Source organism: Vibrio sp. 9-16B-A1, assembly GCF_056726165.1.
On sequence record NZ_JBSDZD010000022.1, the window covers coordinates 1 to 15,491 of the forward strand.

Sequence of the window (15,491 nt, forward strand, 5' to 3'; positions counted from 1 at the left end):
TGTAACCCTCCCCAAAAAACTGGTCACTAGTAATTAGAGCTTTTCCGTTTACACTGAAACAAACGGAGAACGCATGATGAAGAAATCACGCTACACAGAGACACAAATCGTCAGGATCCTCAAGGAAGTGGAAGCAGGCCGAAAGGTCAATGAAGTTTGCCGTGAATATGGCATCTCTGATGCGACTTACTACAACTGGAAATCCAAGTATGGTGGTATGGAAGCATCGGATGTGAAACGCCTGAAAGAGCTTGAAGATGAGAATCGAAGGCTCAAACAGATGTTTGCTGATCTCAGCCTTGAGCATCGCATTGTCAAAGACATTCTGGAAAAAAAGCTCTAAAGCCAGCGGTTAAACGGGAACTGGTCGATTATGTTCGCAAACAGTTCCAAACCAGCCTGAGAATGGCCTGCCGCGCAGTTGGCATCAGTGATTCGGTATATCGCTACCGGCCAGATCCTCACCGGGATGATGAGGTGATAGCCAAACTTCAGGAAGTAACTGAGCGGTATCCTGCATACGGATTTGGCAAGGTATTTGCCGTGCTCAGGCGTTGGGGGCATGCATGGAACCATAAACGGGTTCATCGTGTTTACTGTTCTCTGAAACTGAACATGCGCCGCAAGGGCAAAAAACGCTTACCCAAGCGCGAGCCCGCGCCCCTGATATGCCCGGACTGGGTCAACAGCTGTTGGTCTATCGACTTTATGAGTGACTCACTGAACTGTGGCAGACGCTTTCGCACATTCAATGTCGTGGATGACTTCAACCGTGAAGTACTCGCGATTGAAGTGGACCTGAATCTGCCCGCTCCACGGGTGATACGGGTTCTCGAACGTATCATTGCCTGGAGAGGCTATCCCGGAAAACTGCGAATGGACAATGGGCCAGAGTTTATCTCAACCGCTTTGGCTGAATGGGCAGAAAAAAACAAGGTGGAACTTGAGTTCATTCGGCCAGGAAAGCCCACAGAAAACTCGTATATCGAGCGTTTTAACCGGACGTACCGGACAGAAGTTCTGGACATGTATGTGTTCAAAACACTGAGTGAAGTCCGGGAACTGACGGAAAACTGGATGAGGGAGTACAACGATGAACGCCCTCATGAATCACTGAATGATCTGACTCCCTGGGAGTATTTAGCAAGGCATGAAAACAGGAAAACCTCTAATTTAGAATGCCACTAAAACAGGGAGGGTTACAAACCCTTGAGTTAATGCTCGCTTGTGTTGCCATTGCTTGATGTTTTCAATTTTTATTATTCTTTCTAGCATTTCTAATTTTTTCAGTTAGTTGCGCTTATTTGTGCAAGGTTAATATGGGATTAAAGGCATACTAACATGGTTATGTTGTCCAGAACTGTATCTAGCTCAAAGAGCAGAGGATTATCAGATCATTGCCTTTTATCTATCGGAGCTTTCCATACCTGAGTTAATTTAAATTTTGCTAATTTAGTAAAGTCGCTGACTCAGTTTTGTCCAATAGTGTGCTAGTAACCCAAGGTGTATAAAGAAGCAACTCTATCCACCTGTGTGGCAATCAACCAAGCGGATAGACGCTGAGTTCCTGCCGGAAAGTTTGCTGTTGGGGTTCAGCGATCGCTGTGAAACCCCCTCTAACTCCCCCTTGCAGAAGGGGGAGAACTTGTTTTGTGGTAGTTGATAGCGCTGTAAAAAGGTAAGCCTGGGTTAAACAACGCCCATCCGGATTTCATTCGGGTGGTGTTCTGTCACGTTAGTTCTTCTCATTTCTTTAATATTTGAGTATTGAATTACCTTGCTGAATATATTTATCTGCATCCATCCCTTTAGTTAATGGTTTATATAGTGGTAAGTTTTCTGAAATGGTTTATTAATTAGCTCATGCAAGGTGTGTTTGATTGGAGTTAATACTTTAACTTTATGAAGTGTAAGGTTTTTTATACATTATATTTGGTGGTAGTATAAGCTAACTTGCTATCATATATAGGATTTGTAGGTAGGATGACTAATTTGCATGTCCGCAGTGGAAATCACCAGGGAAATAAGTCATGAAAACAGATAAGAGTGCTGAAGAGGTATCCGGTATTGTTTCGACGCATGCTGAGCATATTACTAATACTGCCCGCCAGAATAAATGTGTGATAATGATTCGCCAGGTCAATGAGTATTCTACTGACCTTATTGAAGAAGGTTATGCGACAAAGGGTCTGAACGTGAAAGCAAAGTCTTCTGACTGGGGACCGCAAGCGGGATTTATTTGCTGCGACCAGAACTTCAGTAAGCTGGCAAAGAAAGAGCCACACAAGATTCCGGAATCTAACGAGAAAGTTAAAACGTCATTGCATAACAAATCTGCTTTAGCGGTTCCTTTGCTGATCTCTGAGGCTCGCGTAAAGTACCTGTTCAGAAAAAAACAGATACATTTGATCTCTAAGAAGAATGAGACATATCACATAACGACCAGCGGGAAGCCTCATTATGAGTTTCTGCTTTACCCCAACGCAGCCATGATGCGTGGTGAACGGCCACGGGTGTACAACAGGCACAAGGCTAACCTCGGCAAAATGTTCAGGCACTTGCCTGTATTAAAGAGTGGGTACTGGGTGATGCTGAAAGAAGCCAATAAACCGGAAGCAGAAGAGTTTTTGGTTCTGGCGGAACCAAAAACTGCTGTTCCACTTACTGCGGATTATGACTTGTTTTGTGTCGCTCCCAACCTGGAGCGTTTTAAGCCGAAAAGCACACCAAAAAGCTTTAAGAAAGCTGCGAACATCGTGGTAAGTGCGCTGGCACAAAAACAGAGAAGGTACGCACACCCGGATCTGGGTAAGATATCCATTGTAACCCGCCAGGTGAAAGAGCAGATAAATCAAAAGATAAGCTCAAAAAAAACGGTCCACCATGGCTGTGAGGTAGACAATCCCAAGACAGAGCTAGACTACCCAATAACTGCTTTCACTCCGTGGAATGAGATCATAAGCGCAGAGAATCAGGGAGAGCTTCAGTCGGTTGTCCGGGATATCATCAAACTGAATTATGTATTCTATGCCAACAGACTCTGGAGCTAGGTTGGGGCAGTCAACAGCAACTCAAGAGAACAGGGAATAGAAAGAGACTACAACTGGGATGACAGGCTTTCCGTAAGCCCGGATATGAAGCTGGAAGTGTTAAATCCTCCCAAGGAGTATTTAGCTTTCATGGGGAACTAAGAGCTGTATAGCCTGAGTTCTTTCTGAGAACTGCCGACAGCAGTCCGTCAGAACTGAAAAACAGTTCTGTCGGGATTCAGATATCAACTGGATTCTGCGGTAGTTCAGACCTGATTAAGGCCAGGCACGCTTTTTGACGCTACCGCTGCTGACTTTGAGCATCTCAATGGTTTTTTTAGACTTGTCTTCAATAGACTTCAGGCTTTGCGTCACCTTTTCCTGAAACTCATGATTTCTTCCAGACTGTTCAGCTTGTGAACCAGAAGGTGACTTCATCTGGTGCATCAACTGTTCAAGTTTCTTGTTTCGCTCTTCAAGTGCGCTAACTTTTGCCGTTAGCTCCCGAATCATTCCATTTTGTTCCTGGAGCTTAGATTCAATACTGTTAAATGCCTGAAGTATTTGCCCAACATTGTGATCTATCATATAAATATCCAGTTAATCCTTTCTGTCATACTTTAAAGTATAGGCAATGCATTTGATTTACGGGGACAAATGTACAGAAAGCAGACGTAAGTGAACAACGAAAAATCGCGGTTCACGGAGTGGTTCCAAAAGCCAGCCACTCAAAGCCGGTAAGCTTTCAGACGTTGCCCTGTTTTAAATAACGGTTATCCGGATAATGACATGGAGTGTAAGTTGAAAAACTATGATGTGTACCTGTTCGATATGGACGGTACTTTAGTAAATTCAGAGCCTTTGAAAGGGATGGCGTTAGCCCTGGCGTGCGCTGACTATGGGGCCTCTGTGGACTCCGGCATCTATAAAGATGTAATGGGGGAGAGCTGGCAGGTGGTCACGGGCCACTTTTTCGACAAAGCTGAAATATCACCGGATTTGGCGGAATTTAATGTTCACTTTCGGGCTCATTACGAAAAACTGCTGGATGAAAGGCTGGAGTTAAATCCGGGGGCGAAAGCCTATATCGAAAGCCTGAAGCGTGCGGGATTGAAATGTGGTGTTGTCAGTTCTGCAGCGACCTGGATGGTGGAGAAAATCCTCGCTGAACTGCAACTGAGCAAGGTTTTTGACCTGGTTATTACCCAGGAGCATGTAACCAGGCACAAGCCGGATCCGGAAGCTTATGATCTCGCATTGTCGCACTTTTCGGTATCTCCGGATAAAGCCATTATTTTTGAAGATTCAAACGCCGGGGTGAAAGCGGGTACGGCCAGTGGCTGTGACGTTATTGCAATCAGGCATGATTTTAATGGTAATAATGATCTTAGTAGTGCGATTCAGACTATTGATAACTATGAAGAGGTGCTCCTGTAAATCTCAACATGTGTCAGATGTGATACCATTGAACAGCCAGTTATATGAGGTGATTTAATATGGTACTGATACGAAATATTGTACTGCCGCTTGTGGTACTGACTTCAGGTTCGGTTGCTTATTCCGCAACACTTGAAGAGTGTGCGACCCTGTTGCCCGACGGACATAAGTATAAAGTTGAAATTACATTTGATGTCGATAAAACCGCAGATACACCGGACATTACCGGCAGCTTTGCCGTGAAAGGGGGGACCGATGAGAGCATGAATTTCGATATCGGTGACTTTGTTGAGTGCGCAGGCCCCCTTATTAAAAAGGTCGGGCCAGAGGGTGCTCAAGATTCTGATATGTAAATAAAAAAAGAGGCTTGCTTGCCTCTTTTTCCGTATTTGCGCCGTCAGCGTTTGAATACATCAGAACGGCTGCCGGTATCATTTACCTGATAACCCAGCGCCAGGATTCTTTCACGAAGTTCATCCGCCTCGCTGTAGTTTCCTTCGTTTTTCATTTTCAGACGGTAGTTAACAAGCTCCTGCACTTCCAAAGGAATAGCGGGCTCTTCAGATTTATTCAGATCCAGACCAAAGATGGTATCGAAAAACAGCAGGGTGGCTTTTATATCCCCGGGAGCCAGTTCACTGTTAAGGACTTCCCATGTCAGTGCCAGTGCTTGTGGCATGCTCAGGTCCTGATTGATGTAACTGATAAAGCGGGTAGCGTACTCCTTATCCGTTACTCCGCCATCTGGCAATATCGCAAGTTTTTTGCGGATCCGGTGCAGTGCTTTTTGCGCGCTTTCCAGGCTCTCCCAGGTAAAATTAAGGTGGCTGCGGTAGTGACTGGTTAAGGTCAGATAACGATACGCGAGTGGTTCAAATCCTTTCTCCATCAGGCTGTCCAGCCTCAGTGAGACGCCTGATTTGGAGATTTTCTCGCTGTTGAGCTGCAGAAAGTAACCATGCAGCCAGAAGTTGGCCTGAATGTGGCCGTTTTTGGCCTGGCACTGGGCTATTTCGTTGGTGTGGTGAACGGGGATATGGTCCTCGCCCCCAACATGAATATCAAACCGTTCGCCCAGGTATTTCTCCGCCATTGCTGAACACTCAATATGCCAGCCGGGAAAGCCTGTTCCCCAGGGGCTTGGCCATTCCATCTGCCGGTCTTTATTTCCGCTGAACTTCCACAGTGCAAAATCGGTGTGATTTTTCTTCTCCGCCATATCGATACGAATTCCGGCTTCCAGCCCGGCTTTGTCCAGCCGCGCGAGTTTGCCATACTCTGAAAGTTTACTGGTATCAAAGTAGATACCGTCACTGGTCTGGTAGGTAAAGCCTTTCTCTTCGAGAGACTGAATGAAGTCGATTTGCTCTGTTATGTGTTCGGTAGCCCGGCAAGTGACAGAGGGCTTACTGATGTTGAGGCGCTCCAGGTCGGCAAAGAACATCTTTTCAAAGTAAGCGGCGATCTCCCATGCTGATTTTTGCTGCTTGCGGGCACCTTTTTCCATTTTGTCTTCGCCGGTATCTCCGTCAGAGACCAGGTGGCCAACATCGGTAATATTCATAACGTGGTTAACGTCATAGCCGTTGAGCTTTAGTGTGCGTTTTAGCAGGTCAACAAACAGGTAAGTTCTCAGGTTGCCGGCATGTGCGTAGTCATAAACAGTGGGGCCACACGCGTACAGCCCAGCCTTATTGGCATCAATGGTATGGAACGGCATGAGTTTTCGTTCCATGGTATTAAAAAGCACGAGTTTTGGCTGGGTCATAATCTCTTCCTTAAAATGCAAAAAGGCCGCGGATGAAACATCAGCGGCCTTTGGGTATGGTGGGATCTGTTTATGCTATCTGATAACCACGCGAAAGCCGCCGTAAATCAAAACGATTACAGCTGCAACAAGTAGTGTTAGTGAACGCAGATAGATATGTCATATTTTTCATCCTAAAGGACAAAACGGGCAAAAGCAAAAACTAAAAAGGTCAGGGTACAATGCCTGACCTTATATCTTTACGTAGCGGGGCAGCTTGCACCGATTACCGGAAAGCCATGGCCCCTTTACCAACACCTTCATAAGCGATGACCTGCAGAGACTGGTTAGCTTCAAGCTCAGGTTTTACCTGGTCGGCAATGTAATCAGCCAGCAGCTCGACCGTGGTATCGGTTGACAGAATCTCTGTTTCACTTTTGGCGATAGCTAACTCAAATTCGCCCTGTGGCGCGGTGTAGCGGAAGCCGTAGTGGCTTTCGTCAGTGACAGCAGCATGTTCACTGAGGTTGAGTTCTGTAACAGAAACCTGGTCTTCTTTGGAGCCCAGGTAGATATCTTCCCAGCGTTTTGCGAACGCGGTTTCTTTCTCGCTGTCACGTTTACCGTCAACCAGAATTTCAACCGGAGAGCGGTGGCCGTGGGCGATGCGCTGGCAGTTGCCATCGTGCTTTTTAAGGCCGTGGGTGTAGTGGTAAAACGCGCCTTCGATATTTTCATGGCGTAGGGTGATGTCCAGGCCGGTAACGTTGGCCGGCAGGTTGTCACGCAGGATGTGGTAAACGTGCTGTGTGATGCTTTCGATGGTGATTTCGTTGGTATCGATCAGGCAGTACGCTTCGTCTGGGCAGTGAAGATGAATGCTTTTGCTGCCGCGCATAACATCCAGTGTCGAGTAACCTGGCTTGCTTGCGCTGTGAATAATTGCAGGGCTCTGCATTGGGACCAGAAGGCGATGGTCAACGTGCTCATCGACAAGGTATTTGATCTGCTTTTTCACCTGGCCAAAATCCAGCACCATGTTCATTTCATTCAGCTCACCAGACATGCTGACGTCTAAAATCCAACTATCTCCCACGACCCCTCTGTGCTCACAGATGTATGAAGAATCGATTACGGTAAGATCTCTTACAAACAGGTTCAAGTTGAACTCCTTACTACGTTAATGAGATACGGGAGGCTGAGTGATGTTTCAGCAGGCACTTCGTCTCATTGATGAGGTTGAATGAATTGGAGGGGAAGAATGGTACAACCACTTTGTAAAGTCCATCTTTTTCATTCATTTCTCATAAGAATAGAGCAAACTCTGTGCGATTCCCGCTATAACACCATTTTGGTTATAACAGCCTGCAAAAACAGAGTGGGCAGAGCTATGTTTCGTTGGTATTGGCCGGAATGCGTTGGTGGTGCAGGTCAGGGCCAGATGCTAACTGTGAACCAGACCCCAGTGTGTGCAATACGATGCTTATATGATGGGCTGGAGTTTTATAAATTGGAGTTAGTAAATGGCCCTGACCAGTAAATCAAAAGCTATCATAGCTGCTGTTGTTTCAGCAGTATCTTCTGTTCTGCTCGCTTTGGATGTTTTCGGTCTTATTCCCTTCTTTATTCTGGTGCTAGCGTTCTTCACCATGATTGTTCAGGGAGCGCTGTGCCTGATGGGGTATCAAGATGGCGATGCGTTCGAAGCATATCAGGATATGGAGCGTACTGAGGCAACTGCGCTGACTAACCTGTTTGCCGACAAGAAAGACTGTAAAAAGGATATAACCTCCCGCACACATTATGATTGAGTTGCCACCCGCCTTAGTTGTTTAAACGCTCCGCGATCGATTGTCCGGCATTTAGAGTAGTGGACTATTCGTTTTTCTGATAGTCGCTATTACCCCTTTGTCTGCCATGTTTCGTTATCCTGTCTCTGCAGGGAATGAGAACTTAACGGCCTGAAATAAGGCGTGTTTTCTGCCCATGCTCTCCCGTTGATGGGGATTTGAGCGGGAGAGAAAGCAGAAGACAGCCGGTGTCTTATTCATTCTGTCTGAACCACATAATGCTGAAGTAATTTGGCGCCTGATGTTCTGAGCTGGTTCTGTGTCCAGCCCGCTTGTTTCGTGCATGCCACGGATGGCTTCCTCTTTTGGCCTAAGGTCAGCCTGAACAAACCACAACACGTTTTTTTTGCGAGACAAATATGCAGTATCACAAATTAATCTCAGCTATCGCGGCTTCCTGTCTTCTTTCATCTGGTGGAGCCCTGGCAGCGGGCCTTGGCCTTTCACAGATAGCGACCACTGAAAGCGTTGCGACAGCGGGTGTGGCAGGAGTGACAAACAGTCATGACTCGTCTGCTGTTATCACTAACGCAGCAGGGCTGTCGGGCATCGATGATTCCAGTATGGTGCTTGGTGTTCAGTATCTGGATGTGTTCAGCCGATTTGAGCGGGCAGATAACAAAGCATCCACTGACAGCGAAGGAAAAATGCTGATCCCGCATCTTTCTTACGCAAAGCGCATCAACGATAAGTGGGTGACTGGTTTATCACTCCATTCTCCGGGCGGCCTGGGTGTCGCTTATACCAACGGTGTCTCTGGTGGCCCACTTGCTCTGGTGAAAGAGAACAAAATCACCATGCTGAACCTGACGGCATCGGCGTCATACCAGCTTTCCGATCGTTTGTCGCTGGGCGCAGGGCTAATTGCACAATATGCAGCGATGGAAGCGCTGGTTATGCAAAGCACTACCGAAGGTGAGACGGTAAGCCCGGCCTTTTCTCTCTCTGCCCTGTACAAAGCAGAAGAAGGGCTGGATATCGGGGTGAACTATCAGCATGGTGCAGGGCATGATATTGATCTAGAAGGGCCGCTGGCAGATTCTGCTGAGATCAACTGGCCATCAAGCCTAGAGCTTGGTATCGGCAAACAGATTACTCCCGCAACCCGGCTGATGGCAAATATTGGCTGGCAGTCCTGGAGTGATTACGATGATGATTACCGGGATACCTGGTCTGCTGGTGTGGCGGCGCAGCATCAGGCCGGCACCTGGTTGCTGCATACTGGTTTCAGTATCGATACGAGTCCGCTGGATGCTGAGCACCGGGATACGGTGTTACCACTCGACAGGCAGTGGCGCATCGGTATGGGCGCAGAGAAGCAGCTGAGCTCGGGAGCGAACGTGGGTCTGGCCTATCAGTATCAGAACCTCGGCGATGGTGTGATTGATTCAGATGGTTTTGAACCGCTGAGACCGGAAGGGAGCTACTCTTCTAACCGGGTTCATTTCCTTACTCTTTCTTACCGCTACTAACTCAACTTGGGGAGCCAATATCTGGCTCCCTTTTTTTATCTGTGTCTGCTGCGCAATTCCACATTCCCCTGACGCAACTCCCTGAAAAAATGGTATAACTAAAGGTATGAGGAAAAGCTGCGGAACAAGGACTGACGATGATTAGATTGATTGCTATTGCGTTTTTACTCGCGCTGGCTGTAGTGCTGTTTAAATATCGTACGAATCAGAAACTGCAAAAGAGTGTGGTAATTGTGTCAGTTGGCGGCTTATTGGCCTACATCGCCTGGGTAATGGCGATGGAACTGTTCCGCTGAACTGAGCCGGAGAAATCCCTGTGAGCAAAGAGATGGACACAGAACAACAAGATAATCTGGATGATGAAGTTGTCATCGTCGAAGAGCGGAATAAAACCTCTTACCTGTATATCGCTGTCGCTGGCGTATTGGGCCTTGCGGTCGGCGGCCTCGCTGGCTCGCTGGTTACGCAAAGCAACTGGCAGGAGACCTATACCAGTTCTGAGCAAAGGGTTCAGAAGCTGGAAGGGGAGAAAGTTGTGCTCCGCGAGGAGCTGAGTGGCTATCAGCAGGACTATCAGGATAAGCTGGGTCAGGCCCTTGAGGCACAAAAGCAGCAACTGACCGAAGAGTATGGCCGTAAACTGAAAGAGCTCCAGACGACCGTAACGGAGCTTGAGAAGGTCAATATGGATCAGGAGAAGCTGGTATCAGAACAGAAGACCCAGCTGGAGCAGGCGGAGAAAGATAATCGTCAGCTTAATCGTCAGGCGGATCTTCAGGCCAGTATGTTTGAACGCTCCCGTGAAGTATTCCAGCGTGAGCTTGCTATCAAGCAGGACCTGGAAAAACTGGAGAGAGAGCGTAAAGAGCTGCTTCCGCAAAAAGACCGCCTGAAGAAAGAGTGTGATGTCTTTTTGGCGGGTACTTCGTGGGATGCCAGCAGTGACGCCTGTGACAAGAGCGATGAGGTGAATTCACGTCTGAGTCAGATTGAGCAGATGATTGAAGTTCACCGCCTGGATCTGGAGCAAATTCAGGCGCTCAGCGATGAGATTGGCCTGTAAGCCAGAAGCAGAAATAAAAACGCAGCTCAATTTGAGCTGCGTTTTTTTATGCGTTGCAGGTTTGGGGCTTCGCTCTGGCGCTGACCAGCCAGGCGAGGGCTGTCCAGCCTGCTGCCAGAATCCAGAGCGAAGTCAGCTCCGATTTGATCAGCGGAAGCTCTGCACCCATCTGGTTAGCTTTCACAAAGCCCATAATAGCCGGAGTGCTGGGGAACAGTTTGCTCAGCCAGACGATGGGCTCAGGAATGTTGCCAACCGGCCAGATGAAGCCTGCGCTGAAGATCAGCGGCATGGAACTCAGCAGGACCAGTACGGTCACCAGTTCGGTGCGTGGCACCCAGCGGCCAATTACCACCCCAACGCTAGTTGCTGCGATAAGGAACGGCACAAGCAGGATGAACAGGGTACTGATATCTGCCAGCCGGTTTACTTCATACAGTTCAAAACTGAAGCCAAAGTAGAACATAGTGATGAACACATACAACAGGCCAAATACCGCAATGCGGGTTGCCAGTAACTCACCACGCCCTGCCTGTTGCCAGTAGCCATTGCCCTGTTTTTGACTGCAGGTCAGGATACCGGCGCCCATGATCAGCGTCTGATGGAGGATAAGCACAAATACTGCAGGCACAACGTAATCGACATAGCCCATTTTCGGGTTAAACGTCGGTTTCAGGTTGAGGTGAATCGGAGCATATTGCTCTTTGGCCATTGCCATAGGCTCGCCTTCCATCACCAGTTTGGCGACTTTCGCCTGTGCGCCCACGGTGCCGCTGGCCTGAGCAAGACCTTCCACGACCGTGCCGTAGACGAGGAAGTAGGAAGCATCACCAGCGTAGGAAAGCACCGGACTCTTGCCAAGCAGCAGATCTTTGTAGAAGTGCTCAGGGATCACCAGAATACCGGCGACTTCGCCGCGCAGGAACTGGTCTTTGGCTTCTTCTACCGTACTCGCACGTGACACGATTTTGACCTGAGGCGTGGCATTGACCATGCGTTCCAGCTTGTAGCTGGTCTGGCTCTTGTCCTGATTCACGACGGTGATAGTCTGCTCCTGGGCTACCTGATGCGCGTAAGGCATAGGATAGAGGAAGGAGTAGAACACCGTACCACCAAAGATGGTCAGGACAATGGCCTGATACGACAGAATCGCTTTCAGCTCGTGTTTAAACAGTTGCCACAAACTCATGCTGTCACCTCGTGCTTAGCGTGTTTCTTGCGGATCAGAACCATTACGATGATCAATGGTCCGGCATAACCCAGCATGTTTTCCAGCAATGGCAGGGTTTGGGCCAGCGTCGCGCCATAGTTCGCCTGAGCCAGCTGTACTTCGATATAGTGACTGGCCGGCAGCAGGTTGCGCCATGTCTGAGCCCAGACGTTCATATCCGTCACCGGGAAAGTGATGCCCATAAAGGCAAAGCTTGGCGCTGTAAAAGCACCGGCGAAGCTCATCGCCCTGGTCGGGTCCATGCTGAGGAAGAAGAACATGCTGCCCATGATCATACAGGCGGCGACCATCAGCGCCTGTGCGGCGATCACCATCCATATTTCACCGTTAAACGGCCAGCCAAGCACGCCATACAGCCAGGCGAGAAACGCCCATCCCTGAAGAATAAAGATCACGGCGTAAGGGGCGAGCGTATTGAGCCAGCCTTTTACCGGGTTCTCTTCTCCCAGCCAGCCGCGCATACCCCAGCGGCGGAAGTTTCCGGCCAGTACCAGTACCGTAGTTGCGACGATGGCAATTTGCCATATTGCAGGTACCAGCGCTGAAATCAGAAACTGACTGTAGTCGGTGTTGATATTAAACAGCGGCGTTATCTGGCTGCGAACCGGTACGGCTTTACCCAGCGCCTGAACCGGCGTGGCATTGCCTTTTACCAGCACTTTGCCTGCATCGATTTTGGCATTAAAAGTCCCCTGAGCCTGCAGCAGCGCAGCGTTGACCAGCCTGCCAACCAGAATAAACTGGCTGTTGAAAAACGCACTGACCTGAGGCGGCTGAGACAGATACACCTTCTCGCTCATCCCTTTTGGGATCACGATATAGGCATAAATATCTCCGGATTTCAGCTCCTGTTTGGCATGCTGAACATCCGGGTACAGCCGGGTCACCTCCAGCGACGAGGTTGCATCATAATGGCGAACCATCTGACGAGACATCTGGCTGTGGTCGAGGTCGACCACGCCAATTGGCATATCCCGCGCTATCGCGCCCGAGAAGATCCACCATAAACAGACAACGAGCAGTACCGGTAACCAGGTCAGCACCGACGCCAGCCACCTGTCCTCACGGATCAGCAGCCATTGTCTGTGTATCCAGGCTTTGCTCATATCAGAGATCCTCGATTACGACGCTCATGCCAACGCGCAGATCTTTCACTTCGCTTACCGGGCGCGCTTCTACTTCGAAAGTACGCATATCAAAGCCCTGGGAGGCATCGGTTGAACGCCAGGTGGCAAAATCACCCATTACCGCAACATGGCTGACCCGGAACTTCACGTTCTGATGCAGGGCAGGGACGAAAGCTTCAAACTCGGTGCCTTTGGTAAACTTGCTCAGCATATCTTCGCGAACGTTAAAGGTCGCCCAGGCATCTTCCATGTCGACCACGGTAACCACAGGGAAGCCCTGCGGAGCCAGTTCACCGCTGTTAAGCAGCACCTGAGAGACTTCGCCGGTAAACCAGCTTTTGATTTTGGTATCCGCGGCGTAAGCTTCGACTTCTGCTACTGCGCCGGCTGCCATACGGGCTTTTTCTGCTGCTGCGCGTTTGGTTTCATCACGGGCACCTTCTTTGGCCATCTGATACATCTGGAAAGCCGCGCTTTCGGTGTATTTGGCTGCCTGCCACTGGGTACGGGCTTCATCGCGTTTTTGCTCTGCGACAACGCCATCTTTATACAGGTTGTTCACCCGCTGATAGGTTTTCTCCATCAGGTCAGCTGCGGCTTTGGCTTTTTGCCACTGGTCTTTTGAGGCCTGGATTTGCTGTGCACGGGCACCTTTTTCGGCTTCCTGAGCCAGTGCGCCGGCGGCTTCTTTGCCTGCGATGGCCTGCTCAAGCTTGGCATCGAGTTCCGGGCTGTAGATGGTGAACACCAGGTCACCCTGTTCAATGGTGTCACCTTTGCGAACCAGTACCTGGTCGATACGGCCCGGCACTTTGGATGAGATATTGTACTGCTGCGCTTCAATCTGACCCTGCAGGCGCACAGGCTGAGGCTGGTAAGCATCGATAAAGCTGTAAGTCAGCCATCCTGCCATGGCGAGCGCTGCAGTACCGGCGATGGCTGGTTTAAGTAGATTCTTGTTCATGGTGTTTCCTTATTCGCTTTGGGTCGCCGATTGCTCGTATTGATTGAAGGTGGTCATCTCATTGCTGAGTGCCAGCAGTTTGCTCAGTGAAATCAGATAATTAAATCGTGCAAGATGCTGCTGGGTGCGGATGCTGGCGAGATAGAGCTCGGCATCGACCACTTCAAGGGAGTTCGACAGACCCTGATTAAAAGCTTTGCTGCGAAGTTTCAGGTTCTCTTCTGCCAGGTTAAGGCTCGATTGCAGGCCGTGAACTTCTTCTACCGCCTGCTCGGCAGACAGATAGGTTTTCTCGACCAGTACGCTCAGGTCTCGCCTGGCCTGGTTGCGCAGGTACTGGACCTGCATGACTGCGCTGTGCGCTGCCTGCTCACGGTCAGAGCGGCCGGAGGTATCCAGCAGCGGTACGCTCACGCCAAGGCCCACCAGCCAGTCTGGCTTCATCTGGCTTGCCAGGCTGTCGTGCTCATACAGGCTGTAGTTACCGTACAGGTACACATTCGGGTAGTACTTGCTCTGTTCTACTTTCACCAGGTTTGATGCCTGTTTCTCTTTGGCATCCAGCAGTCTCAGGCCCGGATAGGTGGTCAGGGTCTGGTCGACAAATGCATCCAGTGGCGGCAGGTTCTGATTGGTAAACAGATTGCTTTGCAGTTCCAGCTCCGGCTCGTTCAGCAGGCTGGCCAGTGCGGCTTTGGCGATGTCGAGATCGCGCTGCGCTTTCTGGGCTTCGACCCGGGCTTTATCCAGTGAGGCTTCTGCCTGCAGGCGTTCTACCTTGGCGATCTGGCCCTGTTTTTCCAGCTTGATGGCAAAATCGCGGTGCTTGGTCAGGCCGGCTTCTACCTGTTTGCGTGTTTCCAGTACTTCCTGGGCCAGCACTACACCAAAGTAGTATTTGCTCAGGTCCTCAAAGCGCGCCTGGCGCTCCATTTCGAACTGGCTTTGCGCTTCTTCTGTTTGCCCGGCTGCGATGTCCTGCGCTGCGGTGATTTTGCCGCCGGTGAAGATAGGCCAGATGGCGCGGATGGATGAGCCGTAAACATGGCGGTCACTGATGGTAGTAGTAACATTGCCAAGCTGGCTGAGTACGCCACCAACAATTTGGTCAATAGCGGGGTTACCACTGGATGACAGGTGTGGCAGGTTGGTGTTATCCGCCAGCTGTTTACCGGTCACAGTAATGTCCTGATCCAGAATAGTGTAGTTCGCAGACAGACTAACACTTGGCAGATTGAGGGCATCTTTGGAAGACTGCAGGTGCTGATAACGCTGCACATTGGCTCTTGAGGCGGCCAGGTTGTCATTGTTGCTCTGAACAATGTCCCATGCCTGTTCAAAACTGACCATCTGGGCTGATGCTGCACCCGAACACAGAGTGGCTCCCAGTAGTATCGCTAAAGTTCGTTTCTTCATAATAGGTCCGTATAAAACCACCATTAGAGTATAAGCTCTATTTTAAGCATCATACATGGTAAGTAAAGCAGTTATTTGACGTCTCAGCACAACAGAAACGATTCATTATACATAGTGATGCTGTTCACAATAATGTCATTACTTTTATATGGCTG

General features: G+C 49.4%; 15 protein-coding genes. 8 read left to right on the forward strand and 7 right to left on the reverse strand.

Features of this window, described 5'->3' with window-relative positions; all coding sequences use genetic code 11:
- Nucleotides 1-76: 76 nt before the first annotated feature.
- Both ACVB80_RS23055 and ACVB80_RS23060 read left to right on the forward strand, forming a co-directional pair.
- A protein-coding gene (locus ACVB80_RS23055) for an IS3 family transposase (RefSeq protein WP_481081072.1) occupies nucleotides 77-1,188 on the forward strand; the annotation gives its coding sequence in 2 pieces (ribosomal slippage) (nucleotides 77-329 and nucleotides 329-1,188; 1,113 coding nt in all).
- Nucleotides 1,189-2,030: 842 nt separating this feature from the next.
- Nucleotides 2,031-3,050 (forward strand): anthrax toxin-like adenylyl cyclase domain-containing protein, encoded by a 1,020-nt coding sequence (locus ACVB80_RS23060; protein ID WP_481083634.1) that lies wholly within the window; start codon nucleotides 2,031-2,033, stop codon nucleotides 3,048-3,050.
- Between the two features lie 255 nt (nucleotides 3,051-3,305).
- Here ACVB80_RS23060 and ACVB80_RS23065 read toward each other — a convergent pair whose 3' ends face one another.
- Nucleotides 3,306-3,617 carry a hypothetical protein gene (locus ACVB80_RS23065; RefSeq protein ID WP_481083635.1) on the reverse strand — a complete coding sequence of 104 codons (312 nt, stop codon included), beginning with the start codon at nucleotides 3,615-3,617 and terminating at the stop codon, nucleotides 3,306-3,308.
- Nucleotides 3,618-3,818: 201 nt separating this feature from the next.
- Between ACVB80_RS23065 and ACVB80_RS23070 the strand changes: the two genes are divergently transcribed.
- Together ACVB80_RS23070 and ACVB80_RS23075 are read left to right on the forward strand one after the other, a co-directional pair.
- Entirely contained in the window at nucleotides 3,819-4,466 is a 648-nt protein-coding gene (locus tag ACVB80_RS23070; RefSeq protein ID WP_481083636.1) for an HAD family hydrolase, read from the forward strand.
- Nucleotides 4,467-4,525: 59 nt separating this feature from the next.
- Nucleotides 4,526-4,819 (forward strand): hypothetical protein, encoded by a 294-nt coding sequence (locus tag ACVB80_RS23075; protein WP_481083637.1) that lies wholly within the window; start codon nucleotides 4,526-4,528, stop codon nucleotides 4,817-4,819.
- Between the two features lie 44 nt (nucleotides 4,820-4,863).
- On the opposite strand, the gene cysS is transcribed toward ACVB80_RS23075, so the two are convergent.
- Together cysS and ACVB80_RS23085 are read right to left on the reverse strand one after the other, a co-directional pair.
- On the reverse strand, nucleotides 4,864-6,234 hold the full coding sequence (cysS, locus tag ACVB80_RS23080; protein WP_481083638.1) for a cysteine--tRNA ligase: 1,371 nt from the start codon (nucleotides 6,232-6,234) through the stop codon (nucleotides 4,864-4,866).
- A 265-nt stretch (nucleotides 6,235-6,499) separates the two neighbouring features.
- Nucleotides 6,500-7,375 (reverse strand): 6-pyruvoyl trahydropterin synthase family protein, encoded by an 876-nt coding sequence (locus ACVB80_RS23085; RefSeq protein WP_481083639.1) that lies wholly within the window; start codon nucleotides 7,373-7,375, stop codon nucleotides 6,500-6,502.
- A 361-nt stretch (nucleotides 7,376-7,736) separates the two neighbouring features.
- Here ACVB80_RS23085 and ACVB80_RS23090 point away from each other — a divergent pair, with 361 nt between their 5' ends.
- The 4 genes from ACVB80_RS23090 to ACVB80_RS23105 all read left to right on the forward strand — a co-directional run bounded on the left by ACVB80_RS23090 (nucleotide 7,737) and on the right by ACVB80_RS23105 (nucleotide 10,598).
- Nucleotides 7,737-8,024 carry a hypothetical protein gene (locus tag ACVB80_RS23090; protein ID WP_481083640.1) on the forward strand — a complete coding sequence of 96 codons (288 nt, stop codon included), beginning with the start codon at nucleotides 7,737-7,739 and terminating at the stop codon, nucleotides 8,022-8,024.
- A 398-nt stretch (nucleotides 8,025-8,422) separates the two neighbouring features.
- Entirely contained in the window at nucleotides 8,423-9,535 is a 1,113-nt protein-coding gene (locus ACVB80_RS23095; protein WP_481083641.1) for an OmpP1/FadL family transporter, read from the forward strand.
- A 137-nt stretch (nucleotides 9,536-9,672) separates the two neighbouring features.
- Nucleotides 9,673-9,831 carry a hypothetical protein gene (locus ACVB80_RS23100; RefSeq protein ID WP_481083642.1) on the forward strand — a complete coding sequence of 53 codons (159 nt, stop codon included), beginning with the start codon at nucleotides 9,673-9,675 and terminating at the stop codon, nucleotides 9,829-9,831.
- Nucleotides 9,832-9,851: 20 nt separating this feature from the next.
- Nucleotides 9,852-10,598 (forward strand): chromosome partitioning protein ParA, encoded by a 747-nt coding sequence (locus ACVB80_RS23105; RefSeq protein ID WP_481083643.1) that lies wholly within the window; start codon nucleotides 9,852-9,854, stop codon nucleotides 10,596-10,598.
- Between the two features lie 46 nt (nucleotides 10,599-10,644).
- Here the strand turns inward: ACVB80_RS23105 and ACVB80_RS23110 are convergent, their stop codons facing one another.
- From ACVB80_RS23110 to ACVB80_RS23125, 4 genes are read right to left on the reverse strand one after another with little or no spacing between them, the layout of a single operon-like run.
- Nucleotides 10,645-11,787 carry an ABC transporter permease gene (locus ACVB80_RS23110; protein WP_481083644.1) on the reverse strand — a complete coding sequence of 381 codons (1,143 nt, stop codon included), beginning with the start codon at nucleotides 11,785-11,787 and terminating at the stop codon, nucleotides 10,645-10,647.
- Entirely contained in the window at nucleotides 11,784-12,935 is a 1,152-nt protein-coding gene (locus ACVB80_RS23115; protein ID WP_481083645.1) for an ABC transporter permease, read from the reverse strand. Before ACVB80_RS23115 ends, ACVB80_RS23110 begins: the two co-directional genes overlap by 4 nt.
- Nucleotide 12,936: 1 nt before the next feature.
- Complete coding sequence (locus ACVB80_RS23120) at nucleotides 12,937-13,869, reverse strand: HlyD family secretion protein (RefSeq protein WP_481083669.1); 933 nt, start codon at nucleotides 13,867-13,869, stop codon at nucleotides 12,937-12,939.
- Nucleotides 13,870-13,929: 60 nt separating this feature from the next.
- Nucleotides 13,930-15,336, reverse strand: coding sequence for a TolC family protein (locus ACVB80_RS23125; protein ID WP_481083646.1), 1,407 nt, complete (start codon nucleotides 15,334-15,336; stop codon nucleotides 13,930-13,932).
- Between the last annotated feature and the right edge of the window lie 155 nt (nucleotides 15,337-15,491).

Excerpts from the sequence above, each read along its gene's own strand:
- ACVB80_RS23060 (WP_481083634.1), top strand. The coding sequence starts at position 2,031 with ATGAAAACAGATAAGAGTGCTGAAGAGGTATCCGGTATTGTTTCGACG.
- ACVB80_RS23065 (WP_481083635.1), bottom strand. The coding sequence starts at position 3,617 with ATGATAGATCACAATGTTGGGCAAATACTTCAGGCATTTAACAGTATT.
- ACVB80_RS23070 (WP_481083636.1), top strand. The coding sequence starts at position 3,819 with ATGGAGTGTAAGTTGAAAAACTATGATGTGTACCTGTTCGATATGGAC.
- ACVB80_RS23075 (WP_481083637.1), top strand. The coding sequence starts at position 4,526 with ATGGTACTGATACGAAATATTGTACTGCCGCTTGTGGTACTGACTTCA.
- cysS (WP_481083638.1), bottom strand. The coding sequence starts at position 6,234 with ATGACCCAGCCAAAACTCGTGCTTTTTAATACCATGGAACGAAAACTC.
- ACVB80_RS23090 (WP_481083640.1), top strand. The coding sequence starts at position 7,737 with ATGGCCCTGACCAGTAAATCAAAAGCTATCATAGCTGCTGTTGTTTCA.
- ACVB80_RS23095 (WP_481083641.1), top strand. The coding sequence starts at position 8,423 with ATGCAGTATCACAAATTAATCTCAGCTATCGCGGCTTCCTGTCTTCTT.
- ACVB80_RS23100 (WP_481083642.1), top strand. The coding sequence starts at position 9,673 with ATGATTAGATTGATTGCTATTGCGTTTTTACTCGCGCTGGCTGTAGTG.
- ACVB80_RS23110 (WP_481083644.1), bottom strand. The coding sequence starts at position 11,787 with ATGAGTTTGTGGCAACTGTTTAAACACGAGCTGAAAGCGATTCTGTCG.
- ACVB80_RS23115 (WP_481083645.1), bottom strand. The coding sequence starts at position 12,935 with ATGAGCAAAGCCTGGATACACAGACAATGGCTGCTGATCCGTGAGGAC.
- ACVB80_RS23120 (WP_481083669.1), bottom strand. The coding sequence starts at position 13,869 with ATGGCAGGATGGCTGACTTACAGCTTTATCGATGCTTACCAGCCTCAG.
- ACVB80_RS23125 (WP_481083646.1), bottom strand. The coding sequence starts at position 15,336 with ATGAAGAAACGAACTTTAGCGATACTACTGGGAGCCACTCTGTGTTCG.